The sequence below is a fragment of the Chryseobacterium sp. JV558 genome (genome assembly GCF_033712365.1).
GTDB lineage: Bacteria > Bacteroidota > Bacteroidia > Flavobacteriales > Weeksellaceae > Chryseobacterium.
This window is the reverse complement of record NZ_WJHU01000003.1, coordinates 18,699-38,705: the sequence shown is the minus strand read 5'-3', so window position 1 is coordinate 38,705 and position 20,007 is coordinate 18,699. Positions and strand designations below refer to the sequence as shown.

The following is a 20,007-nucleotide window of genomic DNA, read 5'->3' as shown; positions in this document are numbered from 1 at the left end:
TGTTTTTTATTATTAATTTAGTGAAAACTAAAAATTAATGCCATATGAGAAAATTTTACCTATTATTATTGTTGTTTGCGTTAATGTTTTCATGTAAAAATGAAACTTTCTCAGAAACAGATGACAATCCAACAAATCCTCCATCCAATTACAATTTTGGGAATACTGCACAAAAGAACTTCCAGGGTGTAGTTCTTGATACGAACGGACTTCCCGTTTCAGGAGCAACGGTTACCATTGGAACAAGTACGGTTACAACCAATCTTAAAGGTTTCTTCACATTCAAAAATGCTTCAGTAAAAGAAAATTTTGCCCATATTAAAGTGACAAAATCCGGTTATGTGAATGCATCACGTGTTTTGGTGCCTACCAACGGAATAAATAGGGTGAACATTATGATGATCCCTATAACAACGACGTCTACAATCTCCGCTGGTTCTACATCTACCGTTTCATTACCCAACGGAACAAAAGTAAAATTTGACGGAAGTTTCAAAGATGCAAATGGGAATGCCTATTCAGGAAATGTGAGTGTTGGAGTTTTTCACTTGGCACCATCTAACCAATACCTTAATGAATTAATGCCAGGTTCATTTTTGGCAACCAATTCAGGAGGTAATGCAAGAATAATGGAAACTTTTGGAATGCTGCATGTACAGTTGACGGGAAGTGCGGGACAAAACCTTCAGATTGCAAACAGTCATTCCGCAGAAATCACTGTTCCTGTAGATGCTGCACAAACTTCCAGTTCACCAGCCACAATACCGCTATGGTCATATAATGAAGACACGGGAATGTGGAAAGAAGAAGGTTCTGCCACAAAGATTGGAAATAGCTATGTAGGAACCGTAAGCCATTTTTCCTGGTGGAATTATGATGCACAGTTTGAGCAGGCAACAATGAAAGTAACCGTAAAAAATGCGGCAGGGCAGGTTTTACCTAATATTAAAGTAACTTTAAGGAGAATCTCTCAAACCTATGAAACTTCTGGAATAACAGACAACGCAGGTATAGTGAGTGGAATTGTTCCGGCAGGTGAGGTTCTTGTTTTAAAAGTGTATGATATTTGTAATAATGTAATGTATACATCTAATGTGGGACCTTTTCCGGTTGGAATGACAACAACTATAGCAGATATTACAGTAAATCCACCTACATCTACCAGTTATACCATCCAGGGAATCCTGAAAACTTGCGCCAATGCTAATGTGAGTGACGGTTATGTAGTCCTAAAACCAGTAGGGGCTACAAGCTATTTCCAGTATATGTCAGTTCCGGTAGACAATAATGGAAGTTTTACCTTCAACACCTATTCATGTACAGTAAATCCACAGTTTACTTATGAAGGATTTGATACCACTAATTTTCAGACAACCAATGAAATTACTTTCACTGCAACCTCTAATACTATAAATCTAGGGAATATCATGGCTTGTAATTCTTTAAATGAATTTATAAGTTATAAAATTGATAATCAGTCAGTTGTTTATGTGTTGGGATTGATCAATGCACAATGGACAGGTCTTATACCTGCATCACCTAATATGCAGTCTAAACAATTGAGAATAAATTCAATGAATCCTGCAGGGCCATTTTTTTCTATGACTCAGAATAATATGTTGGGAGTTGCTGCAAGTTTTACTTCAAATTATGGATTTGAATTTTCAGGAGGTGCTATTACAACAAATAATGGAAACCTCGTTGTAAATGTAACTTCTTTTGGAGCTGTAGGAGACTATATTGATTTTAAAGTCAATGGAACTTTTACCAATAGTTCAGGAAATCATACCTTCACCGCAACAGGACATGTAAAACGAGATTTGTAATCATCGTAAAAATAAAAAGGACCGAAAAGGTCCTTTTTTTATGCGGTATATTTATTATTTATTCTCTGTCAAAACGGGCCAGTTTTTTGTCTACCCAAACTGTTGCAAAAGGGAAGAATGCAGATAATAAGGCAAAAACAAAATCTTCATCATCCCAATGATAAATTTTTCTTGCAGGAAGGCAGAGTAGAAGGTAAAGCGTAAAAAATAATCCGTGTAAACTGCCAATGACGCTGATGAAGATAATAGAATATAAATTTTCATCATATCGTATCCAAATCATTGCAACACAGTACAGTAAAAGACATGAAAAGGCTTCTGCAAGACAAACCTGTTTAAACCATTTAATGATTTTTTCCTGAGAATATTTTGAGAAAAATTTTTCGATGAAATCCATTCCTTTAATTATGAGTTGAGAGTTAATAGTAAAGAGTCTTTCTCTAACTTCTCATTTCTGATTTGCAAAATTACTTATAAAAACTGCTACCATCCAAATATTCAAAAACTTCAGGTGGCAACATAGGTCTTACATTTTTTCCGTCTTTAATCATAGTACGGATTTCAGTAGCAGAAAGTTCTATAACCGGAGCCTTTATGAGAGAAATATTTTCATGCTGTAAATAATCAGCATCAGCCTTTTCTCCTTCAAATACTCTTGGATAAACTATGATATGATGATTTTTGATCAGAACATCAGAATTTTTCCACTTATGAAGACTCTTCAGATTATCTTCTCCCATGATCAGGCTGAAAGAATATTCAGGATATTTCTCATGGAGATAGGTAAGTGTATCAATAGTATAGCTTGGCATCGGAAGAGAAAACTCTACATTAGAAGCTCTCATATTCGGATAATGCTTTACCGCAAGCTGTACCATATCAAGTCTGTTATGATCTTTCAGTAAAGATTTTTTGTCTTTAAACGGATTTTGTGGACTCACTACAAACCAAAGCTCATCCATATCAGAATTTTCCAGAATATAATTCGCCAGAATAAGATGTCCGATATGAATAGGATTGAATGACCCGAAAAATAAACCGATTTTTTTCATTTTTTGTAGCGGATAGCGGGTGAGAGTATTTAGAATATAAATATTAGACTCAGGATTCTTTTTTAAGGTTAACGGGCTTTGATATTGTTCTGATTTCTATCCTCTGTAACCTAATCCTGCATCTTTCATCAATCCCTAAACTTCACATCCTTAATATTTAGATAATGAGTAACATTGCCTTTCCAGTGATTTTCTTCAAGGGTAAAAGCAAGGTCGAAATTTTTATTTTTAAAATCTTCAACAAATGGTCCTAGCTTGAATCCCACACATTCGATATTTCGTCCTGTAGATTCCTGCTTGATATAAAACTTCAGGTGGTTGTTATCTTTCCCCATTGTTTTCACATAGCCAGACAGTTTCTGATCTGTCAATGTAAAAATAGGTTTCATATTGTGAGGTCCAAATGGAGCCAGTTTTCTGTGGAAATTGATAAACTCTCTGTTAATTTCATCCACTGTAATTTCAGTATCAATGGCAATAGAAGGCTCTTTCTGATGCTCTTTGATTTTTTCAGAAACAATTTTTTCAAACCTTTCCTTGAAAGCGTCAAACTTGTCTTTCTCCATAGAAAGTCCGGCAGCCGCATGATGCCCTCCAAACTTAAGGAAGTATTCGGAACACATATCAAGAGCTTCATGCACATCAAAATCGGAAACAGATCTTGCAGAAGCTACCATTTCCCCGTTATTACCATCGGTAAATACCAGAGTGGGTTTATAGTAGGTTTCAATAAGGCGGGAAGCTACAATACCAATCACTCCTTTATTCCATTCAGGATGATAAACGATTGTTGTATGCTTGGTTTCTTGTTGAGATTCTATAATTTGGTTCAATGCTGAAAGGGTAGAATTCATATCCAGTTCTCTTCTTTCATCGTTGAGGTCCATGATGTCACTTACAATTTGATTTGCATGTTTCAGATTGTCGGAAACCATAAGTTCCACAGCTGCTTTACCTTGAGATATTCTTCCAGCAGCATTAATTTTAGGAGCTATTTCAAAAACAATATTGGAAATTTCAAAATGAGAAAGTTTGTCCTCAGGAATTAATAGTCTTAATCCTAGATTTCTGGTCTTTCTAAGGGTTTTTAATCCCATTTTAGCCAATACTCTGTTTTCTCCGGTCATGGAAACAATATCTGCAGCAATAGAAATGGCAAGAAGATCAGTCAGTTCAAATAATTCAGCTTCCGGTAATTTATAAATTGTATTTAATCCCTGGCAAAGCTTAAAGCCAACACCACATCCTGAAAGTTCTTTGAAAGGATATCGGCAGTCATTTCTTTTAGGGTCAAGTACAGCCGCTGCATCTGGAATTTCTTCACCCGGAAGGTGATGGTCACAGATAATAAAATCGATATCCAGATTACTGGCATAGCTGATCATGTCAAGGGCCTTTATTCCGCAATCCAGAGCAATGATTAATGAAAATCCGTTTGCTTTGGCAAAATCAATTCCTTCAGTAGAAATTCCGTATCCTTCAGAATTTCTGTCCGGAATATAGTAGTCTAAGTATTTTTTCTCAACAATCTTGCTGAGATAAAGATACATTAAAGCAACTGCTGTGGTTCCGTCTACATCATAGTCACCATATACCAATATTTTTTCACCATTTTCAATGGCCGTTGCAATACGCTCTACAGCTTTTTGCATATCTGCCATTAAAAAAGGATTATGTATATCGGTAAGGTTTGGTTTGAAGAATTCTCTGGCCTTTTGATAGTTGTCAATCCCTCTTAAAACGAGGATTTTAGATTCAAAAGTACCAAAACCAAGTGACGAACTTAGTCTGTCCACAACTTCCTCATCGGGTTCAGGCTTGTAAATCCATTTTTGACTCATTTCACAAAAATAAGGAAAAAAGTTCTAAAAGCCTCTTTAAAAATCAGCAAATTAGATTTAAAAAAATAACAGAAATAAGTCTAATAAAACTCGTACTTATTTGTGAAAATAACGGTTGAATCTATTTTTCCATTCTTTTCTACAGTCATCTTTACAGGAATATTATACTTGTCTAGATCATATTTTTCAAGTGTCTTTTCATTGTTATCCTGAGTAAAGCTATCATCAAAAATCAGTGTTTTTCCAAAGTATTTTCTTTTCTGGTCAAATTTATATTCAGTATTAACCGTTTCGATAACAGTAAATTTATTCTCAGGATATTCCGTTGTGGTTTGTTTTAAATTCTTTTCCTCATCATATTCTTTTGTGATCTTTTTATCATCTTTATAATCAGTGAAATAAGAATTGTCATAAAAGATTTTACCTTGATCTAAAACAGTCTTTGACATTAATTGGTTTGAATCACTAAATTGATACACAATATGGAAATCATGATTTGACGGCAGATCCTTAGAGAATGCTTTCACTAGTTTTTTATTAAAATCATATTCAAAAACATAAGAACTTTTATTCTTTTTATTATTAAGCTTCAGAATATTTTTATCCTTGTCAAAATCTTCGGTTTTTAATAAGCCTTCAATATATCTCCAGGAATTTTCATTGCCCCCGATTATTGGAATTCCTGTGTTATTGACAAGGATTATATTTCCTAAAGCATCATAATGATATTCATTTAAACTTGCGCCAACATTAGAGTGAAGAATGAGGGTTTTGACTGGCTGGTTTTTATCATTGTAAATATTTCTTTCAATAATGGTCAGATATTTTCCGCTCCAGTTTTCACTTACATATTGTCGATAATATTTATAAATCAAATTTCCATTTTTATCATACTCTAAAATATTAAGATACTCTCCATTGCTTTTCTGTTCAAGTCTTTTTAAGTTTTGGAGGTAAGTTGATGATGTGAAGTTGACGTTAAAGGGCAGATTGTAAGTATTGGAGGTCATCATTACATCTTCATAATCGGGCATGTTGTATTTTATTTTTTCCTGCCCTGTGAATAAAGAAAAGATGAATAGAGTAAACAGGTAAATGGCTTTCATTTTTTCCTTTAAAATTAAAAAAATAGAGTTTATTTTTTTAGCTTTATTATTGTTGAAAAATGGTTATCTTCGTCCTCCAAATTTAAATGACTATGAAAAAAATTACGCTATGCCTTACGCTATTGGGGGCTATGTATTCGATCAATGCACAAAAAATTAACCTCGGGAAAGCTGCCGGAATGGTTTCAAATGGAGCAAAAGCACTAACATTTACGAACGAAGATGCGGTTAAATTATCCAAAGAATCAGTAGACTGGATGGATAAAAATAATGCCGTAGCAGGACCTAAAGATCCGTACACTGTGAGACTGAACAAACTGTTTGGAAAACACAAATCTCAGGACGGTCTGAATTTGAATTATAAAGTTTATAAAGTAAAAGATATCAATGCGTTTGCTTGTGCAGACGGAAGTGTACGTGTGTTCTCTTCTCTGATGGATATCATGACAGACAATGAATTGCTTGCTGTTATTGGACATGAAATCGGCCACGTGAAAAATCAGGACACAAAAGATGCAATGAAATCTGCTTATCTGAAGGCAGCGGCACTAGATGCAGCATCATCAGCTTCTTCTGCTGTCGCTACTCTGAATGAAACTCAGGTAGGAAAGATGGCTAATGCATTTTTGGATGCTTCACACAGTAAAAAACAGGAATCTGAAGCAGATACCTATTCATACGACTTTATGAAAGCTAATAAATATGATGTTGTGGGAGCTTATACAGCTTTCAAAAAATTAGCTTTACTTTCAGAAGGAAGTACACAAACTAACTTTGAGAAAATGTTCAATTCTCACCCTGACAGTAATAAAAGGGCAGAGTCTATTAAAAAGAAAGCAGAAAAAGATGGGATGTGGAAAGATCCAGGAACGGTCTCTTTACCCACTGCAAAACTAACGAAATAATTATTTAATTTATTTTTCAATAAAAACCCCTCAAAGCAATACTTTGAGGGGTTTTCTATACATTATAATGCTGTGTAGATTAAGAATACATTTTTTCTCTTAATTCTTTAATTTTTTTATCAGCAAGATATTCGTCATAAGTCATTTCTCTGTCGATGATTCCGTTAGGAGTCAGTTCAATGATTCTGTTACAGACTGTTGAAAGCATCTCGTGGTCATGAGAAGATAATAAAAGATTTCCTTTAAAGTTAGACAGTGAGTTGTTCAATGTCGTGATACTTTCAAGGTCTAAGTGGTTGGTAGGTTCATCTAATAAAAGAACGTTTGCTTTCTGAAGCATCATTCTACTGAACATACATCTCATTTTTTCACCTCCTGAAAGTACTTTACAAGATTTTAAAGCTTCGTCACCTGAGAAAAGCATTCTTCCAAGGAATCCTCTTACAAATTCTTCGTGACGCTCTTCGTCATTTTTTGTAAACTGTCTCAACCAATCAACCAGGCTGATATCTTCCTGGAAGAATTTAGTGTTGTCTAAAGGCATTTGAGATTGGTTTGTTGTAACTCCCCAAGCAACAGTTCCTTTGTCTGCTTCAATATTTCCAGCTAAAATTTCGAAAAATTCTGTGATAGCTAAAGAGTTTTTTGAAAGAACAGCAACTTTATCACCTTTTTTAAGGTTTAAATCGATGTTTGAGAATAATAATTCTCCGTCTTTTGTTTTTTCAAGACCTTTTACATCTAAAATCTGATCTCCCACTTCTCTTTCCATTTCGAAAATAATTGCTGGATATCTTCTTGAAGAAGGCTTAATGTCGTCGATATTCAATTTATCGATCATTTTCTTTCTTGCAGTTGCCTGTTTAGCTTTTGCAACGTTTGAACTAAATCTTGCGATGAAATCCTGAAGTTCTTTTTTCTTCTCCTCAGCTTTTTTGTTAGCCTGAGCTCTTTGTCTCGTTGCTAATTGAGAAGCCTGGTACCAGAAAGAGTAGTTACCTGTGTAAAGGTTAAGTTTAGCATAATCCAAGTCACCGATGTGTGTACAAACCGTATCTAAGAAGTGACGGTCGTGAGATACAACGATTACTGTATTTTCATAATCTGCAAGGAAATCTTCCAACCATGAGATGGTATCAATGTCAAGGTCGTTGGTTGGTTCATCCAGAATCAATACATCCGGATTTCCGAAAAGCGCCTGAGCCAAAAGAACCTTTACCTTGTCTTTATTCTCAAGTTCGCTCATCATCTGCCAGTGCATATCATCTTTGACTCCAACGTTTGAAAGCATGGTCTGTGCATCTGATTCTGCAGTCCAACCTCCCATTTCATCATAGATTACACCTAGTTCACCAGCTTTAATTCCGTCTTCGTCAGAGAAATCTTCTTTTGCGTATAACGCATCCATTTCCTCTTTTATCTCAAATAATTTCTTATTACCTCTTAAAACTGCTTCAAGAACAGTATACTGATCAAAAGCAAAGTGATCCTGCTCCAAAACTGACATTCTTTTCCCTGGTTCCAGAGATACATGTCCTGTTGTAGGATCTTGCTTTCCTGTTAATATTTTAAGGAATGTAGACTTTCCCGCACCGTTTGCTCCGATGATTCCGTAGCAGTTTCCTTTGGTAAACATAATATTTACCTCGTCAAAAAGAACTCTTTTCCCGAATTGTAAAGATAAGTTAGATACTGTTAACATATAGTTTTGTAAATTTGGCGCAAAAATACAAAAAGAATTTGGGTATTTTGTAATAATATAATAGTCAAGTTTTTAATTGTATGGTATTTTTTATATATTTCAATAACGAAATTTTAAAATGATGAAGATTGAGAAAACAGTTAGTATATTAAATAGAAGAGCCCGCTTTGAATATGAAATTCTTGAAGAATATGAAGCAGGAATGGTTTTGACGGGTACCGAAATAAAATCTTTACGTTCATCCAAAGCATCTATCACAGAATCGTTCTGTCAGTTTATTGATGGGGAATTATACATCATTAACATGATGATTGATGAGTATAAATTGGGCACTTTTTACAATCATAAAACAAAAAGGGAACGGAAATTGCTCTTGCACAAAAAAGAATTACAAAAACTTGAAAAAAAGTTAAAGGATGCTGGGAACACCATAATACCTTTAAAATTATATATCACTGATCGAGGTAAAGCAAAGGTGCTGATAGCGCTGGGTAGAGGTAAAAAGCTTTTCGATAAAAGAGAGGCGATAAAAGATAGAGAAAATAAACGGAACCTGGACAGAATATTAAAGAAAAGTTAAAAATCATTTGAAAAACTTTGTATATAAAGAAAAATTATATTTATTTTGCATTATCAATTATTTAATCATTTAATTCTATGAAAAATCTAAAATTAGGAATTTCAGCATTGGCGCTTACTGTTGCCTCTACTGTTTTCGCACAGACTACCAACAATCCGTGGTTAATCGGAGTTGGTGCTCATGCTGAAAACCATGTAGCAGCAAGAGGTAACTTCAGTAATACGTTCTCTGCTAACAATTTGACGAAGAGTATGTTCAATGTGAACAACTTTTCTATTACACCTCCATTATCTAAGTTAACAGTTGCTAGAAATGTTGGTAAAGGTTTAGTAATTGACTGGCAGACTTCTGTTGGGAATGTTGAAAACAAAAGATTCAACATGGGGAAAGAATTTTTCCTAATGACAGGTCTTGGTTTCCAGGCTCACGCTGCAGGTCTTTTATGGAACGAAGAATCTTGGTTTGATCCATATTTAAGAGTTGGTGCTAACTACTTAAGACATGACTATACAGCTCTTACTTTCCCTAGAACATCTGTTGACGCTAACGGTAATCCAATCGAAGCTGTTGTTAATGGTAAGGATGGTAACGAAAACGGTAAAGCTAACCACTTTACTGTGGCTACAGGTGCTGGTGCTAACTTCTGGGTAACTAAAAACTTTGGTCTTGGTGTTCAGGGGGATTATGTATCAACTCCAGGTGACAACTCTACAGTTGCTAACTTCTGGCAAGCTTCTGCTTCTATCTTATTCAGATTTGGAAACAGAGATAGAGATAAGGATGGTATCCTAGATAAAGATGACCTTTGTCCAGATACTCCAGGTTTACCAGAATTCCAAGGATGTCCTGATACTGACGGTGATGGAGTTCCAGATAAAGACGATCAATGTCCAGAAGTGGCTGGTCCAGTTGAAAACAACGGATGCCCTTGGCCAGATACTGACGGTGATGGTGTAATCGACAAAGATGACGCTTGTCCTACAGTAGCAGGTCCTGCTGAAAACAACGGTTGTCCTTGGCCAGATACAGACGGTGACGGTATCTTAGATAAAGATGATGCTTGTCCTACTGTTCCAGGTCTTCCTGAATACAACGGATGTCCAGCTCCTAAGAAACCAACAGCTGTAGTAGTAACTGAACAATTAAAAGATATCTTATTTGATTTCAACAAAGCTACAATCAGACCTCAGTCTAACGAAAAATTAGATAGCGCTGCTAAGATCATTAAAGAAGCTGATGCTGAGAACTTCGTAGTAGTAGGTATGACAGATGCTAAAGGTGCTGCTGCTTACAACTTGAAACTTTCTAAAGAAAGAGCTGCTTCTGTAGTAGGTGCTTTAGAAGCTAGAGGTGTAAACCCTGCGACATTGAAATCTATTGGTATCGGTTCTCAGGAAGCTACTGTTCCTGCAACTGCATCTGATGCTGAAAGATTAAAAGACAGAAAAGTTATCGTAAGAGCGATCTCAGGTGCTGAGTGGGAAACTTACAAGAAAAATGACTTAACTGTAGTTAAACCAGCTAAAAAAGCTGTTAAGAAAGGTGCTAAAAAAGCTCCGGCTAAGAAAGCTCCAGCTAAAAAGAAAAAATAATTAATTTTTCTAAATAATGAATACCTCCAATTTTTTTGGAGGTATTTTTTTTTTGTTGACTTTTGAGTAATTTTGTTGGAAATTTAAAAATTAAAATGGGAAGAGCATTTGAATATAGAAAAGCTTCTAAAATGGCCAGATGGGATAAAATGGCCAAAACATTCTCCAAAATAGGTAAAGACATTGCACTGGCTGTAAAAGCGGGTGGAACAGATCCGGAAGCCAATCCGGCGCTGAGAAGATGTATCCAGAATGCAAAAGGGGCAAACATGCCTAAGGATAACGTAGAACGTGCCATCAAAAAAGCAAGTGGTGCTGATGCAGAGAACTATGAAGAAATCACTTATGAAGGTTACGGACAGGGTGGTGTTGCTTTTTTTGTAGAATGTACTACAAACAACACAACAAGAACTGTAGCGAACGTAAGAGCTGTTTTCAATAAGTTTGACGGTAACCTTGGTAAGAATGGTGAATTGGCATTTATCTTTGATAGAAAAGGAATTTTCACCCTTGATTTGACTCAGATCAAAATGGATTGGGATGATTTCGAAATGGAAATGATTGATGGTGGAGCGGAAGATGTAGAAAAAGATGAAGATGAAGTAATGATTACAACAGCTTTTGAAGATTTCGGTTCTTTATCTCACAAATTGGATGATCTTGGAATTGAAGCAAAAAGTGCAGAACTTCAAAGAATTCCAAATAATACAAAAGAAGTAAATGCTGAACAGTTCAAAGCTAATATGAAAATGCTTGAACGTTTCGAAGAGGATGATGATGTTCAGAACGTTTACCACAATATGGAAATCACAGAAGAGCTGATGGACTCTTTATAAAAAATAATATAGCATTCATATACAGTTAACTTTCAATTAGTTTCTTTGTACAAAACTATGAAAAGAAACGTTGAATTAGTTGTTATATCGGATGTTCATCTGGGAACTTATGGATGTAAGGCTAAAGAATTGTTGAGATATCTCAATTCTATCCAACCCAAAACTTTAGTTTTGAACGGTGATATTATTGATATCTGGCAGTTTAAAAAGTCTTACTTCCCTAAACCTCATTTGAAAGTAATCAGAAAGATTCTTTCATTGGCCACCAAGAACACAGATGTCTATTACATCACAGGCAATCATGACGAAATGTTCCGAAAGTTCACCGATTTTGAATTGGGAAAACTTAAAGTCTGTAATAAAATCTGCCTGAATATTGATCAGAAAAAAACCTGGATATTTCACGGTGATGTTTTCGATGCATCCGTTCAGCACTCAAAATGGATCGCCAAACTAGGCGGAAAAGGGTATGATCTCCTAATTGTTATCAATAATGTTGTAAATTGGTTCTTAGAAAAAATGGGTAAAGAGAAATACTCATTTTCAAAAAAAATCAAAAACAATGTGAAAAAAGCAGTAAAATACATCGGGGATTTTGAACTTACGGCTTCAGAGCTGGCTATTGACAATAATTATGATTATGTAGTTTGCGGACATATCCACCAGCCACAGATTCGTGAGGTAGTCAATAAAAAAGGATCTTGTACTTATCTGAATTCGGGAGATTGGATTGAAAATCTCTCAGCCTTAGAATATAATAATAAAGAATGGACAATTTTTTATTATGATGAGCATAAACATTTGCTGAAAGATGATGAAGTGGAAGAAATTCCGGAAATGGATAATTCTGCTCTTTTAAAAATCGTAACCAACTTTTCCTAAATGAAAATTTTGTACGCATTCCAGGGTACTGGAAACGGTCACATGGCCAGAGCACAGGAAATTATTCCTCTTCTCAAAAAATATGCATCCGTTGATACATTGATCAGTGGGCATCAATCGCAATTAAAGGCTGATTTTGACATCAATTTCCAATACAGGGGTATTTCCCTTCTTTATAACAAAACAGGCGGTTTATCCTACCGAAAAACGTTTACTGAAAATAAATTCCTAGAAGCGGCCAAAACAATCAGAGAATTGGAGCTCTCACAATATGACTTAATCATTAATGATTATGAACCTCTGACGGGATGGGCGGCCAAACTGAAGAAGCTTCCGATGATAGAACTTAGCCACCAGGCTTCCATGAGTTTTGCGGAAACCCCCAAACCAAAGAATAAAGACTTTTTGGGAGAAATGATTTTAAAATACTATGTTCCCAGTGAAAGGAAAATAGGATTCCATTTTGAAAATTACCATCCCCAGATCAAAAAGCCAGTGATCAGAAAGAAAATCAGAAATCTTAATCCTTACAAACAGGGATATTACCTTGTGTATCTTCCGAGTTTTGCTGATGAAAATATCATCAAGGTTTTAAGAAAAATTCCTGTTGAATGGAAAGTGTTCTCAAAATACAGTAAAGTACAGGTCAAAGTAAAAAATGTGGAAGTATTTCCTATTGATGAAAGCCAGTATCTGAAATACTTTGAAGGTTGTGACGGGATTTTATGCAATGCAGGTTTTGAATCTCCTGCAGAAGCACTGTTTATGGATAAAAAATTATTCGTGATTCCTATCCATAATCAATATGAACAGGAATGTAATGCATGCGCTCTTGACAAAATGGGAATACCCAATTCTAAGGTTTTAAATCTTCAGGAAATTATGGAATGGGTTGCTTCTGATCATCATCTCAAAGTAGATTACCCGGATGATATTGAAGATATTCTATTGAATGAAGTTTTAATTCTTTAAAAATATATCCTCCACATCACTCATTCTCATCATCACAGATCTTGCATAGGAACAGTGCGGATATACTTTCCAATTGTTTTCTCTTGCAAATTTAATGGCTTCTTCCACTAAAAATTTCCCCAATCCTCTTCCTTCAAATTCGGGATGTACCAATACAAAAGAGATAATGAATTTATGATCTTCAGGGAAAATGGTATAGGTAAGCCTGCCTACTTCTTTTATTTCGTTATTTAGGGTAAGAACTCCACCGTTTCCGGATTTATTGTTTTCAAATTTCATGATTCTACACTTTAATATTAAACATACAAAAATTGCACCGACCTTTGCATAAGCAATAAGCAATAAGCAATAAGCAATAAGCAATAAGCAATAAGCAATAAGCAATAAGCAATCGGGAATGATCAATTTACGATACTGTCAATTCACTTGCGAAGCAAAATTGACCATTGATATTACTAATTGTCTTTTCCCGTATAGTAGTTGTAATCTTTAATAACAACATTGATAAACTGTCTTTCTGTCATTTTAGTGGCATCAATTTCCAGTTTCAGAATACTTTTAATTTTCTCAGACAGCTTACTGATGATCTGGCGGTCGTCTACTTTCAACGCTTTGGTGTAATTGTCTTTGATGATTCTCATGTCATTATCACTCAACGCAATAACCTGAGGAAAAGAAGGAATATAATCTTCGTGGATATTCTCCAGAATGGTGTGAGAAATGTTGATGTTGTTTTTTAAAGAAATGACCGCAGTTCCTGAAGCAATGTCACCTAAACGCTGGTTATTTTTAGAAATAATCATAGAGATAAGTCCTACCACCCCGGCAAATGATACATCAACAATTCTGAAAACCCAGCGGATCATATAGTCCGCAAAACTGGCCTGGTAACCGTCAATCTTTACCACTTTGATTTTCATCAGTTTTTTACCGGGTGTCTGGCCTTCCATCAAGCTTTCCAAAACAAGCGGATAAATATAAATAGGAAAAGTAAGGATAAGATATACAGCTCTTATAGACCATTCATCGAGGCCATCTAATAAATATCCCAAGTCGAAAATATTGAAGAACAAATACAGGATAATCACCACATAGGCTATCCTGATCAGAAGATCAATAATGAAGGCAAGCATCCTTTCTCCTACGCCTGCAATATTAAAATTAATATTTACATTTTGTGAGGTATTTATCGCAATTTGAGACATATTTTTTATTATTTTAGCCTTAACAATTATGAGAGAAGTTTATTTCATTAAACAAAATAAAGAAAAATGGTTGGGAATAGAACAGGTTATTCAAGGGAAAATTAAAAAAAATCCTGATGACCTGTCTTCGTTGTATATTAACCTGATCAATGATCTTTCTTTTGCCCAGACTTATTATCCCAAAAGTAACACCACAGTTTACCTGAACCATCTGTCTGCCCAGATTTTTCAAAAGATCTATAAAACAAAAAGGGTAGAGGAGAACAGGCTGGTTTATTTTTTCAAAACTGAAGTTCCATTGCTGATGTATCAGTACAGGAGATATCTGATGTATGCTTTTCTCTTTTTCATTTTGTTTACTTCAATAGGAGTACTTTCTGCCATTTATGATAAAGACTTTGTTAATATTATTCTGGGTGAGGGCTATGTGAATGAAACAATGGAAAATATTAAAAATAATAATGCTGTAGGAGTTTATCAGAGTGGCAGCACATGGGGAAGTACAATTGGGATTATTTTTAATAATATTCAGGTAGGAGCGAAATTGTATATTTACGGAATTGCCGGAGGAGTGGGAACATTATTCGCATTGCTTTCCAACAGTGTGATGCTGGGGGCTTTCCAATATTTTTTCTATGATTACGGAGCACTGAAAGATAGTGCGAGAGGAATATGGCTTCACGGAGTTTTTGAGATTTTTGCGATGGTGGTGGAAGCGATGTGCGGACTGATCCTGGGAGCTTCTATTTTATTTCCGAGAACGTTTTCAAGATTTAATTCTTTTAAAAAAGGATTTAAAGATTCATTTAAAATATTTCTAAGTACAATACCTTTCACTGTTTGTGCAGGGATTATAGAAGGTTATGTTACAAGACACGCTTTGAAGATGCCTTTGTTTATGAACCTGGTCATTATTTTTGGCTCACTGGCAATTATAGGATTTTACTATTTTGTATATCCGTCTGTTGTCTACAAAAAAACTAATAAACTGATCAATGATACAATTTTATAAAAAAAGAGATTTTGGAACCTTTATCAGCGATAGTTTTAATTTCTTCAAATTATATGGGAAGAATTATTTTAAAAACTATATTCTAATCAATGGACTGCTATTGATCCTGATGGTTACTGTTTTGATTTTCGGATATAAAGAACTTTTTTCTCAGATATTCGGATCTAATCTTGGCGGAGAAACGTATTATTTTGAGCAGTACTTTTCGGATAATGCCGGAATGCTAATTACAGTAGGATTATTGACTTTCCTACTTTTCATGATTTTGATGATTGTCAATTACCTGTACCCTGTTTTTTATTTAAAAAGAATTGCAGAAGGGGCAGAAAAGATAAAGGCTGATGAAATTCTGAATGATTTTAAAAGAAATGCAGGTAGAATTGCTAAGCTGTGTCTTGGAATGATCTTTATCGTCACACCAGCGATTTTATTTGTGGTAGGATTTTCTTATATCCTTATCTTTATTGTTATTGGATTGTTCCTGATACTGCTTCTTTATCCAACGATATTTAATTTTACTACCTTTCTGATGTATGATTATTTTAATTCGGAAAGAGGTTTCTGGGGAAGTTTGAGTTATGCTTTACGTTCACAGTTTTCATATCCGAACGGGAGTGAAAAATCTCCGTACTGGAAATATTGGGGATCGGCATTTGTGATGTTTATTATTATTTATATGATAACATCTATATTCACATTTATTCCGATGATATTTTTTTATGGATCGCTTCTTACGTCTACACCGAGCGGAAATTTTGAGCAAAACCCTTTTACCGGAACTATAGGAATTCTGTTTTTTGTATTCTATGGAATTTCAATGCTGATTTCATTTTTTCTGTCAAACCTGATGTATGTGAATGCCGGATTGATGTATTATGACAGCAGAACAGATCTTCACCAGAAAGTAGAACTTGCAGAAATAGACACTATCGGAATCAATGAATAAACTATTCCTTTTCATACTGCTTTTTCTCTCCCTTGGGCTGGTTCAGGCTCAGGATGATAATTCTGCTGATGAATATCTGGGAGATTCTCTGTATACAACCGGACATTACAAAAATATGCTGCGTGCAGATTCTGTGTTGATGAAAAATCCGGTATCGGAGAACGAGGTTTATCCTAAAACATTCAAAGAAAATATTCCCTCAAGATATAAAGGAAACGAATTTGACTATTCCGTATCAAAACCAAGAGAATCTTTCTTTCAAAAGCTGATGCGGAAACTCAATCAGATTATACAGAGCCTTTTTGGGGAAACAACATTGAGTAAGTCAGGAGAATTTACAACAATTCTTATCCGTCTGTTTGCGATTATTCTTGTCGGTTTTCTGTTGTATTTTATCATTAAATATGTCATGGGAAAAGACGGAAACTTTCTTTTTGGCAAAAAGAATAAAAAGCTGGATCTCAACGTGCAGGAACTTCATGAGAATATCCATGAAATCAATTTTCCTGAAAGTATTGCAAAATTTGAACATGCGGGAGATTACCGTTCGGCAGTTCGTTATCAGTTCCTGTTTATTCTTAAAAAACTGAGCGATAAAAAACTGATCAACTGGAATCCGGAAAAGACGAATAAAGATTATGCCACAGAGCTGAAAGCTCCTCATCTGAAAAGTGAATTCTCTAATCTGTCTTATATTTTTGATTATGTCTGGTATGGAGAGTTCAGTATTGAAGAACAGAACTATCAGAAATTTAAAAATCAGTATCAGGCATTTAAACCATAACAATAGTAACCATGAATAAAACTTTCAAAACATATGCTGTAATTTTCATCATTGTGATGATTATTCTGGCATTGCTTGAAGTTAACAAAAAAGAAACTACAGACTGGCGTAAGAATTTTGATATCAATGAAAAGTCTCCGTTCGGTTTGTTTGTTTTTAATAATGAAGCTAAAAATCTTTTTAAAAATAATCTGAAGAAGATTGAGCAGGTTCCCTATGAATATTATAGCCAGCATAAAAAGAACCCTCACAATATTGTCGTTATTGAAAATAATCTTGACAAGGAGTCCTGGAATAAAATCCTGACTGAGGTTTCTAATGGTTCAGATGCATTTTTGATGGTGGTCCAAATGCCGAAAGAAATTTCAGACAGTATTGGATATTATGATTCCGAAATTTCTTTTGAAGAGGAAAATGTGCTGAAGCTTACCGATAAAAAATATCAGAATGATTTTATTAAATTAGATAAATTTCCGTCAGGAAGAGGATTTTCATTTATTAAACCTAAAGTTGAAGTCCTTGGGAAAACGGTGGAAAAAAAGAATACCGATCAGGCCAACTTTATCAAGGTGAAGTTTGGGAAAGGATATATCTATGCTCATACTGAACCTCTTTTTCTGACCAATTATTATCTTCTGAAACCTGGGAACGTAAAATATGCACAGGATGTATTTTCATATCTTCCGGATAGAGAAACTCTTTGGTTTGTATCAAACAAAAGTTCAACATCACGCTTCTTCATGAGATTTATATTATCAAATCCGGCTTTAAAGTATGCGTGGTGGGTGTTTTTGGGTGGACTTGTCCTTTTTATTTTCTTTAATGCCAAAAGAAAACAGAGAATAGTACCGGTAACAGAGCCACTAAGGAATACTTCCCTGGATTTTGTGAAAAGTATTGGAAATCTGTATCTTCAGGAAGGTGATTTTCATGATATGATGGCAAAGAAAGCCCAGTATTTTCTTAACAAAGTGAGAATGGATCTTTTGATAGACACCCAGAATTTAGATGAAGAATTTGCAAAAAAATTACAGCTGAAAACCGGGAAAACCATGGAGATGATCAATGAAGCAATAACGCTTGTCAAAAAAGCTCAGGATCCTTATGCCAGTGTAATGAAGGAAGATCTTACGAGGATTAATAAGCTTCTTGATGAAATATTTAAATAATACAACAATATAATAATACAACAATGTAACAGGTTACCAATGCTGATAACGACTTTTCCCAGGAAGAGATATGATTATTAGATAGCCACCCATTGTTAGATTGATAAATTAAAATTTATTATGGAAAACTTTGATAACCCAAATATAGAAAACCAAAGCTCTATAAATCTTAATAAACAGGAAGAGCAGTTTCAGTCGAGAATAGATATGATTGAGCTTCGGGCAAGCTTAGAGAAAGTAAAATCTGAGATCGGAAAAGTAATTGTAGGGCAGGAGAAAATGATTGAACATCTTTTGGCTGCATTACTTTCAAACGGGCACGTCCTGATTGAAGGAGTTCCCGGAGTAGCCAAAACAATTACTGCAAAATTGCTGGCCAAGACAATTGACGTAGGGTTCAGCAGAATTCAGTTTACACCAGATCTGATGCCTTCCGATATTTTGGGAACATCCATATTCAATGTGAAAAATTCAGAATTTGAATTTAAAAAAGGACCTATTTTCTCCAACTTCATCCTGATTGATGAGATCAACAGATCACCCGCAAAGACACAGTCTGCATTATTTGAAGTCATGGAAGAAAGACAGATTACCATGGATGGGACGCGTTATGTTTTGGAAGAACCCTTCCTTGTTATTGCTACACAAAACCCCATAGAACATGAAGGCACGTACAGGCTTCCGGAGGCTCAGCTGGACCGTTTCTTATTCAAAATCAATGTAGGATATCCTAATCTTGAGCAGGAAATCGCGATTATTAAAAATCAGCACGAAAGTAAAAAAGAAGATAAAACAGAAGGGATCAACCGTGTGATCACTGCACAGCAGCTGAAAAGCTACCAGCATCTGGTAAAAGAAATCATTGTGGAAGCCCAGTTGATGGAATATATTGCTAAAATTATCATCAATACAAGAGAAAACCAATTCTTATATCTGGGCGCTTCACCAAGAGCTTCATTGGCGCTTCTTACAGCTTCAAAGGCATTTGCGGCTCTAAGAGGAAGAGACTTTGTAACTCCGGAAGATATTAAAGAAGCAAGTTATGCTGTTTTAAGACACAGAGTCATTGTATCTCCCGAAAGAGAAATGGAAGGTCTTACCGCAGATGAAATTATCCGTCAGATTTTAGAAGGAATAGAGATTCCAAGATAGGTAGTAGTTAATAGGTGGCAGGTAGTAGCTGATGAAGAGCTCTAATTTAATTAAAGTACAAAATATTACAAATGGCAAATTTTAAAGAACTTATAGTTTGGCAAAAGTCTATTGATTTTGTTACTGAAATATATAGGATTACTGAAACTTTTCCCAAAACCGAAATCTACGGATTAATATCACAAATAATAAGAGCTGCTGTTTCTATACCATCCAATATTGCCGAGGGAAATTCGAGAAGAAGCAAACCTGATTATCTGCAGTTTTTAAAAATATCAAGAGGCAGTTGTGCAGAAGTAGAAACTCAATTAATAATTTCCAAAAATCTTAATTTTTTAAATGAAGATGATTATTCGAAATTAAATCAAGAAATTATAGAAATATCCAAAATGTTAAACGGATTAATTAATTCACTGCAATAGTAATGATTGTGAAAAAACTAATA

20 protein-coding genes are annotated in these 20,007 nt (G+C 35.0%); 13 read left to right on the top strand and 7 right to left on the bottom strand.

Annotation, left to right across the window (positions count from 1 at the left end; translation table 11 throughout):
- Window positions 1–44: 44 nt before the first annotated feature.
- The gene (locus tag GFU89_RS11090) at window positions 45–1,826 is read left to right on the top strand and encodes a carboxypeptidase-like regulatory domain-containing protein (protein ID WP_318847202.1); all 1,782 of its coding nucleotides are present in this window, start codon (window positions 45–47) and stop codon (window positions 1,824–1,826) included.
- Window positions 1,827–1,884: 58 nt separating this feature from the next.
- Here the strand turns inward: GFU89_RS11090 and GFU89_RS11085 are convergent, their stop codons facing one another.
- The 4 genes from GFU89_RS11085 to GFU89_RS11070 form a co-directional block, all read right to left on the bottom strand.
- Window positions 1,885–2,223 carry a DUF3817 domain-containing protein gene (locus GFU89_RS11085; protein WP_318847201.1) on the bottom strand — a complete coding sequence of 113 codons (339 nt, stop codon included), beginning with the start codon at window positions 2,221–2,223 and terminating at the stop codon, window positions 1,885–1,887.
- 70 nt (window positions 2,224–2,293) lie between these two features.
- The gene (nadD, locus tag GFU89_RS11080; protein WP_318847200.1) at window positions 2,294–2,878 is read right to left on the bottom strand and encodes a nicotinate (nicotinamide) nucleotide adenylyltransferase; all 585 of its coding nucleotides are present in this window, start codon (window positions 2,876–2,878) and stop codon (window positions 2,294–2,296) included.
- Window positions 2,879–3,006: 128 nt separating this feature from the next.
- Window positions 3,007–4,719, bottom strand: coding sequence for a single-stranded-DNA-specific exonuclease RecJ (recJ, locus tag GFU89_RS11075; RefSeq protein ID WP_318847199.1), 1,713 nt, complete (start codon window positions 4,717–4,719; stop codon window positions 3,007–3,009).
- 80 nt (window positions 4,720–4,799) lie between these two features.
- Window positions 4,800–5,825 (bottom strand): hypothetical protein, encoded by a 1,026-nt coding sequence (locus GFU89_RS11070; protein WP_318847198.1) that lies wholly within the window; start codon window positions 5,823–5,825, stop codon window positions 4,800–4,802.
- A gap of 92 nt (window positions 5,826–5,917) precedes the next feature.
- Here GFU89_RS11070 and GFU89_RS11065 point away from each other — a divergent pair, with 92 nt between their 5' ends.
- Entirely contained in the window at window positions 5,918–6,730 is an 813-nt protein-coding gene (locus GFU89_RS11065) for a M48 family metalloprotease (protein WP_318847197.1), read from the top strand.
- 79 nt (window positions 6,731–6,809) lie between these two features.
- Here GFU89_RS11065 and GFU89_RS11060 read toward each other — a convergent pair whose 3' ends face one another.
- On the bottom strand, window positions 6,810–8,432 hold the full coding sequence (locus tag GFU89_RS11060; protein WP_318847196.1) for an ABC-F family ATP-binding cassette domain-containing protein: 1,623 nt from the start codon (window positions 8,430–8,432) through the stop codon (window positions 6,810–6,812).
- 121 nt (window positions 8,433–8,553) lie between these two features.
- Here GFU89_RS11060 and smpB point away from each other — a divergent pair, with 121 nt between their 5' ends.
- The 5 genes from smpB (at window position 8,554) to GFU89_RS11035 (ending at window position 13,294) form a co-directional block, all read left to right on the top strand.
- The gene (smpB, locus tag GFU89_RS11055; RefSeq protein ID WP_045501613.1) at window positions 8,554–9,012 is read left to right on the top strand and encodes an SsrA-binding protein SmpB; all 459 of its coding nucleotides are present in this window, start codon (window positions 8,554–8,556) and stop codon (window positions 9,010–9,012) included.
- 77 nt (window positions 9,013–9,089) lie between these two features.
- On the top strand, window positions 9,090–10,604 hold the full coding sequence (locus GFU89_RS11050; RefSeq protein ID WP_318847195.1) for an OmpA family protein: 1,515 nt from the start codon (window positions 9,090–9,092) through the stop codon (window positions 10,602–10,604).
- A gap of 95 nt (window positions 10,605–10,699) precedes the next feature.
- Complete coding sequence (locus GFU89_RS11045) at window positions 10,700–11,440, top strand: YebC/PmpR family DNA-binding transcriptional regulator (protein ID WP_318847194.1); 741 nt, start codon at window positions 10,700–10,702, stop codon at window positions 11,438–11,440.
- Between the two features lie 57 nt (window positions 11,441–11,497).
- The gene (locus GFU89_RS11040) at window positions 11,498–12,322 is read left to right on the top strand and encodes a UDP-2,3-diacylglucosamine diphosphatase (protein WP_318847193.1); all 825 of its coding nucleotides are present in this window, start codon (window positions 11,498–11,500) and stop codon (window positions 12,320–12,322) included.
- Window positions 12,323–13,294, top strand: coding sequence for a glycosyltransferase family protein (locus GFU89_RS11035; protein WP_318847192.1), 972 nt, complete (start codon window positions 12,323–12,325; stop codon window positions 13,292–13,294).
- Here the strand turns inward: GFU89_RS11035 and GFU89_RS11030 are convergent.
- Window positions 13,283–13,573: a GNAT family N-acetyltransferase gene (locus GFU89_RS11030; RefSeq protein ID WP_318847191.1), complete on the bottom strand. Its 291-nt coding sequence runs from the start codon at window positions 13,571–13,573 to the stop codon at window positions 13,283–13,285. The genes GFU89_RS11035 and GFU89_RS11030 overlap by 12 nt on opposite strands.
- Before the next feature lie 176 nt (window positions 13,574–13,749).
- Complete coding sequence (locus GFU89_RS11025) at window positions 13,750–14,499, bottom strand: RDD family protein (RefSeq protein WP_318847190.1); 750 nt, start codon at window positions 14,497–14,499, stop codon at window positions 13,750–13,752.
- A 28-nt stretch (window positions 14,500–14,527) separates the two neighbouring features.
- On the opposite strand from GFU89_RS11025, the gene GFU89_RS11020 reads away from it, so the two are divergent.
- From GFU89_RS11020 to GFU89_RS10995, 6 genes are all read left to right on the top strand, one after another.
- Window positions 14,528–15,511 carry a stage II sporulation protein M gene (locus GFU89_RS11020; RefSeq protein ID WP_318847189.1) on the top strand — a complete coding sequence of 328 codons (984 nt, stop codon included), beginning with the start codon at window positions 14,528–14,530 and terminating at the stop codon, window positions 15,509–15,511.
- On the top strand, window positions 15,495–16,457 hold the full coding sequence (locus GFU89_RS11015) for a DUF4013 domain-containing protein (RefSeq protein ID WP_318847188.1): 963 nt from the start codon (window positions 15,495–15,497) through the stop codon (window positions 16,455–16,457). The genes GFU89_RS11020 and GFU89_RS11015 overlap by 17 nt, the downstream gene beginning before the upstream one ends.
- Window positions 16,450–17,241 (top strand): DUF4129 domain-containing protein, encoded by a 792-nt coding sequence (locus GFU89_RS11010; protein WP_318847187.1) that lies wholly within the window; start codon window positions 16,450–16,452, stop codon window positions 17,239–17,241. The genes GFU89_RS11015 and GFU89_RS11010 overlap by 8 nt, the downstream gene beginning before the upstream one ends.
- Window positions 17,242–17,252: 11 nt before the next feature.
- The gene (locus tag GFU89_RS11005) at window positions 17,253–18,410 is read left to right on the top strand and encodes a hypothetical protein (protein ID WP_318847186.1); all 1,158 of its coding nucleotides are present in this window, start codon (window positions 17,253–17,255) and stop codon (window positions 18,408–18,410) included.
- A gap of 120 nt (window positions 18,411–18,530) precedes the next feature.
- Complete coding sequence (locus tag GFU89_RS11000) at window positions 18,531–19,562, top strand: MoxR family ATPase (protein WP_318847185.1); 1,032 nt, start codon at window positions 18,531–18,533, stop codon at window positions 19,560–19,562.
- A 71-nt stretch (window positions 19,563–19,633) separates the two neighbouring features.
- The gene (locus GFU89_RS10995; protein ID WP_318847184.1) at window positions 19,634–19,984 is read left to right on the top strand and encodes a four helix bundle protein; all 351 of its coding nucleotides are present in this window, start codon (window positions 19,634–19,636) and stop codon (window positions 19,982–19,984) included.
- Window positions 19,985–20,007 lie beyond the last annotated feature (23 nt).

Bases quoted from the DNA above. Each gene is read 5' to 3' on its own strand.
- GFU89_RS11090 (WP_318847202.1), top strand. From the start codon at position 45: ATGAGAAAATTTTACCTATTATTATTGTTGTTTGCGTTAATGTTTTCA.
- GFU89_RS11085 (WP_318847201.1), bottom strand. From the start codon at position 2,223: ATGGATTTCATCGAAAAATTTTTCTCAAAATATTCTCAGGAAAAAATC.
- nadD (WP_318847200.1), bottom strand. From the start codon at position 2,878: ATGAAAAAAATCGGTTTATTTTTCGGGTCATTCAATCCTATTCATATC.
- recJ (WP_318847199.1), bottom strand. From the start codon at position 4,719: ATGAGTCAAAAATGGATTTACAAGCCTGAACCCGATGAGGAAGTTGTG.
- GFU89_RS11070 (WP_318847198.1), bottom strand. From the start codon at position 5,825: ATGAAAGCCATTTACCTGTTTACTCTATTCATCTTTTCTTTATTCACA.
- GFU89_RS11065 (WP_318847197.1), top strand. From the start codon at position 5,918: ATGAAAAAAATTACGCTATGCCTTACGCTATTGGGGGCTATGTATTCG.
- GFU89_RS11060 (WP_318847196.1), bottom strand. From the start codon at position 8,432: ATGTTAACAGTATCTAACTTATCTTTACAATTCGGGAAAAGAGTTCTT.
- smpB (WP_045501613.1), top strand. From the start codon at position 8,554: ATGAAGATTGAGAAAACAGTTAGTATATTAAATAGAAGAGCCCGCTTT.
- GFU89_RS11050 (WP_318847195.1), top strand. From the start codon at position 9,090: ATGAAAAATCTAAAATTAGGAATTTCAGCATTGGCGCTTACTGTTGCC.
- GFU89_RS11045 (WP_318847194.1), top strand. From the start codon at position 10,700: ATGGGAAGAGCATTTGAATATAGAAAAGCTTCTAAAATGGCCAGATGG.
- GFU89_RS11040 (WP_318847193.1), top strand. From the start codon at position 11,498: ATGAAAAGAAACGTTGAATTAGTTGTTATATCGGATGTTCATCTGGGA.
- GFU89_RS11035 (WP_318847192.1), top strand. From the start codon at position 12,323: ATGAAAATTTTGTACGCATTCCAGGGTACTGGAAACGGTCACATGGCC.
- GFU89_RS11030 (WP_318847191.1), bottom strand. From the start codon at position 13,573: ATGAAATTTGAAAACAATAAATCCGGAAACGGTGGAGTTCTTACCCTA.
- GFU89_RS11025 (WP_318847190.1), bottom strand. From the start codon at position 14,499: ATGTCTCAAATTGCGATAAATACCTCACAAAATGTAAATATTAATTTT.
- GFU89_RS11020 (WP_318847189.1), top strand. From the start codon at position 14,528: ATGAGAGAAGTTTATTTCATTAAACAAAATAAAGAAAAATGGTTGGGA.
- GFU89_RS11015 (WP_318847188.1), top strand. From the start codon at position 15,495: ATGATACAATTTTATAAAAAAAGAGATTTTGGAACCTTTATCAGCGAT.
- GFU89_RS11010 (WP_318847187.1), top strand. From the start codon at position 16,450: ATGAATAAACTATTCCTTTTCATACTGCTTTTTCTCTCCCTTGGGCTG.
- GFU89_RS11005 (WP_318847186.1), top strand. From the start codon at position 17,253: ATGAATAAAACTTTCAAAACATATGCTGTAATTTTCATCATTGTGATG.
- GFU89_RS11000 (WP_318847185.1), top strand. From the start codon at position 18,531: ATGGAAAACTTTGATAACCCAAATATAGAAAACCAAAGCTCTATAAAT.
- GFU89_RS10995 (WP_318847184.1), top strand. From the start codon at position 19,634: ATGGCAAATTTTAAAGAACTTATAGTTTGGCAAAAGTCTATTGATTTT.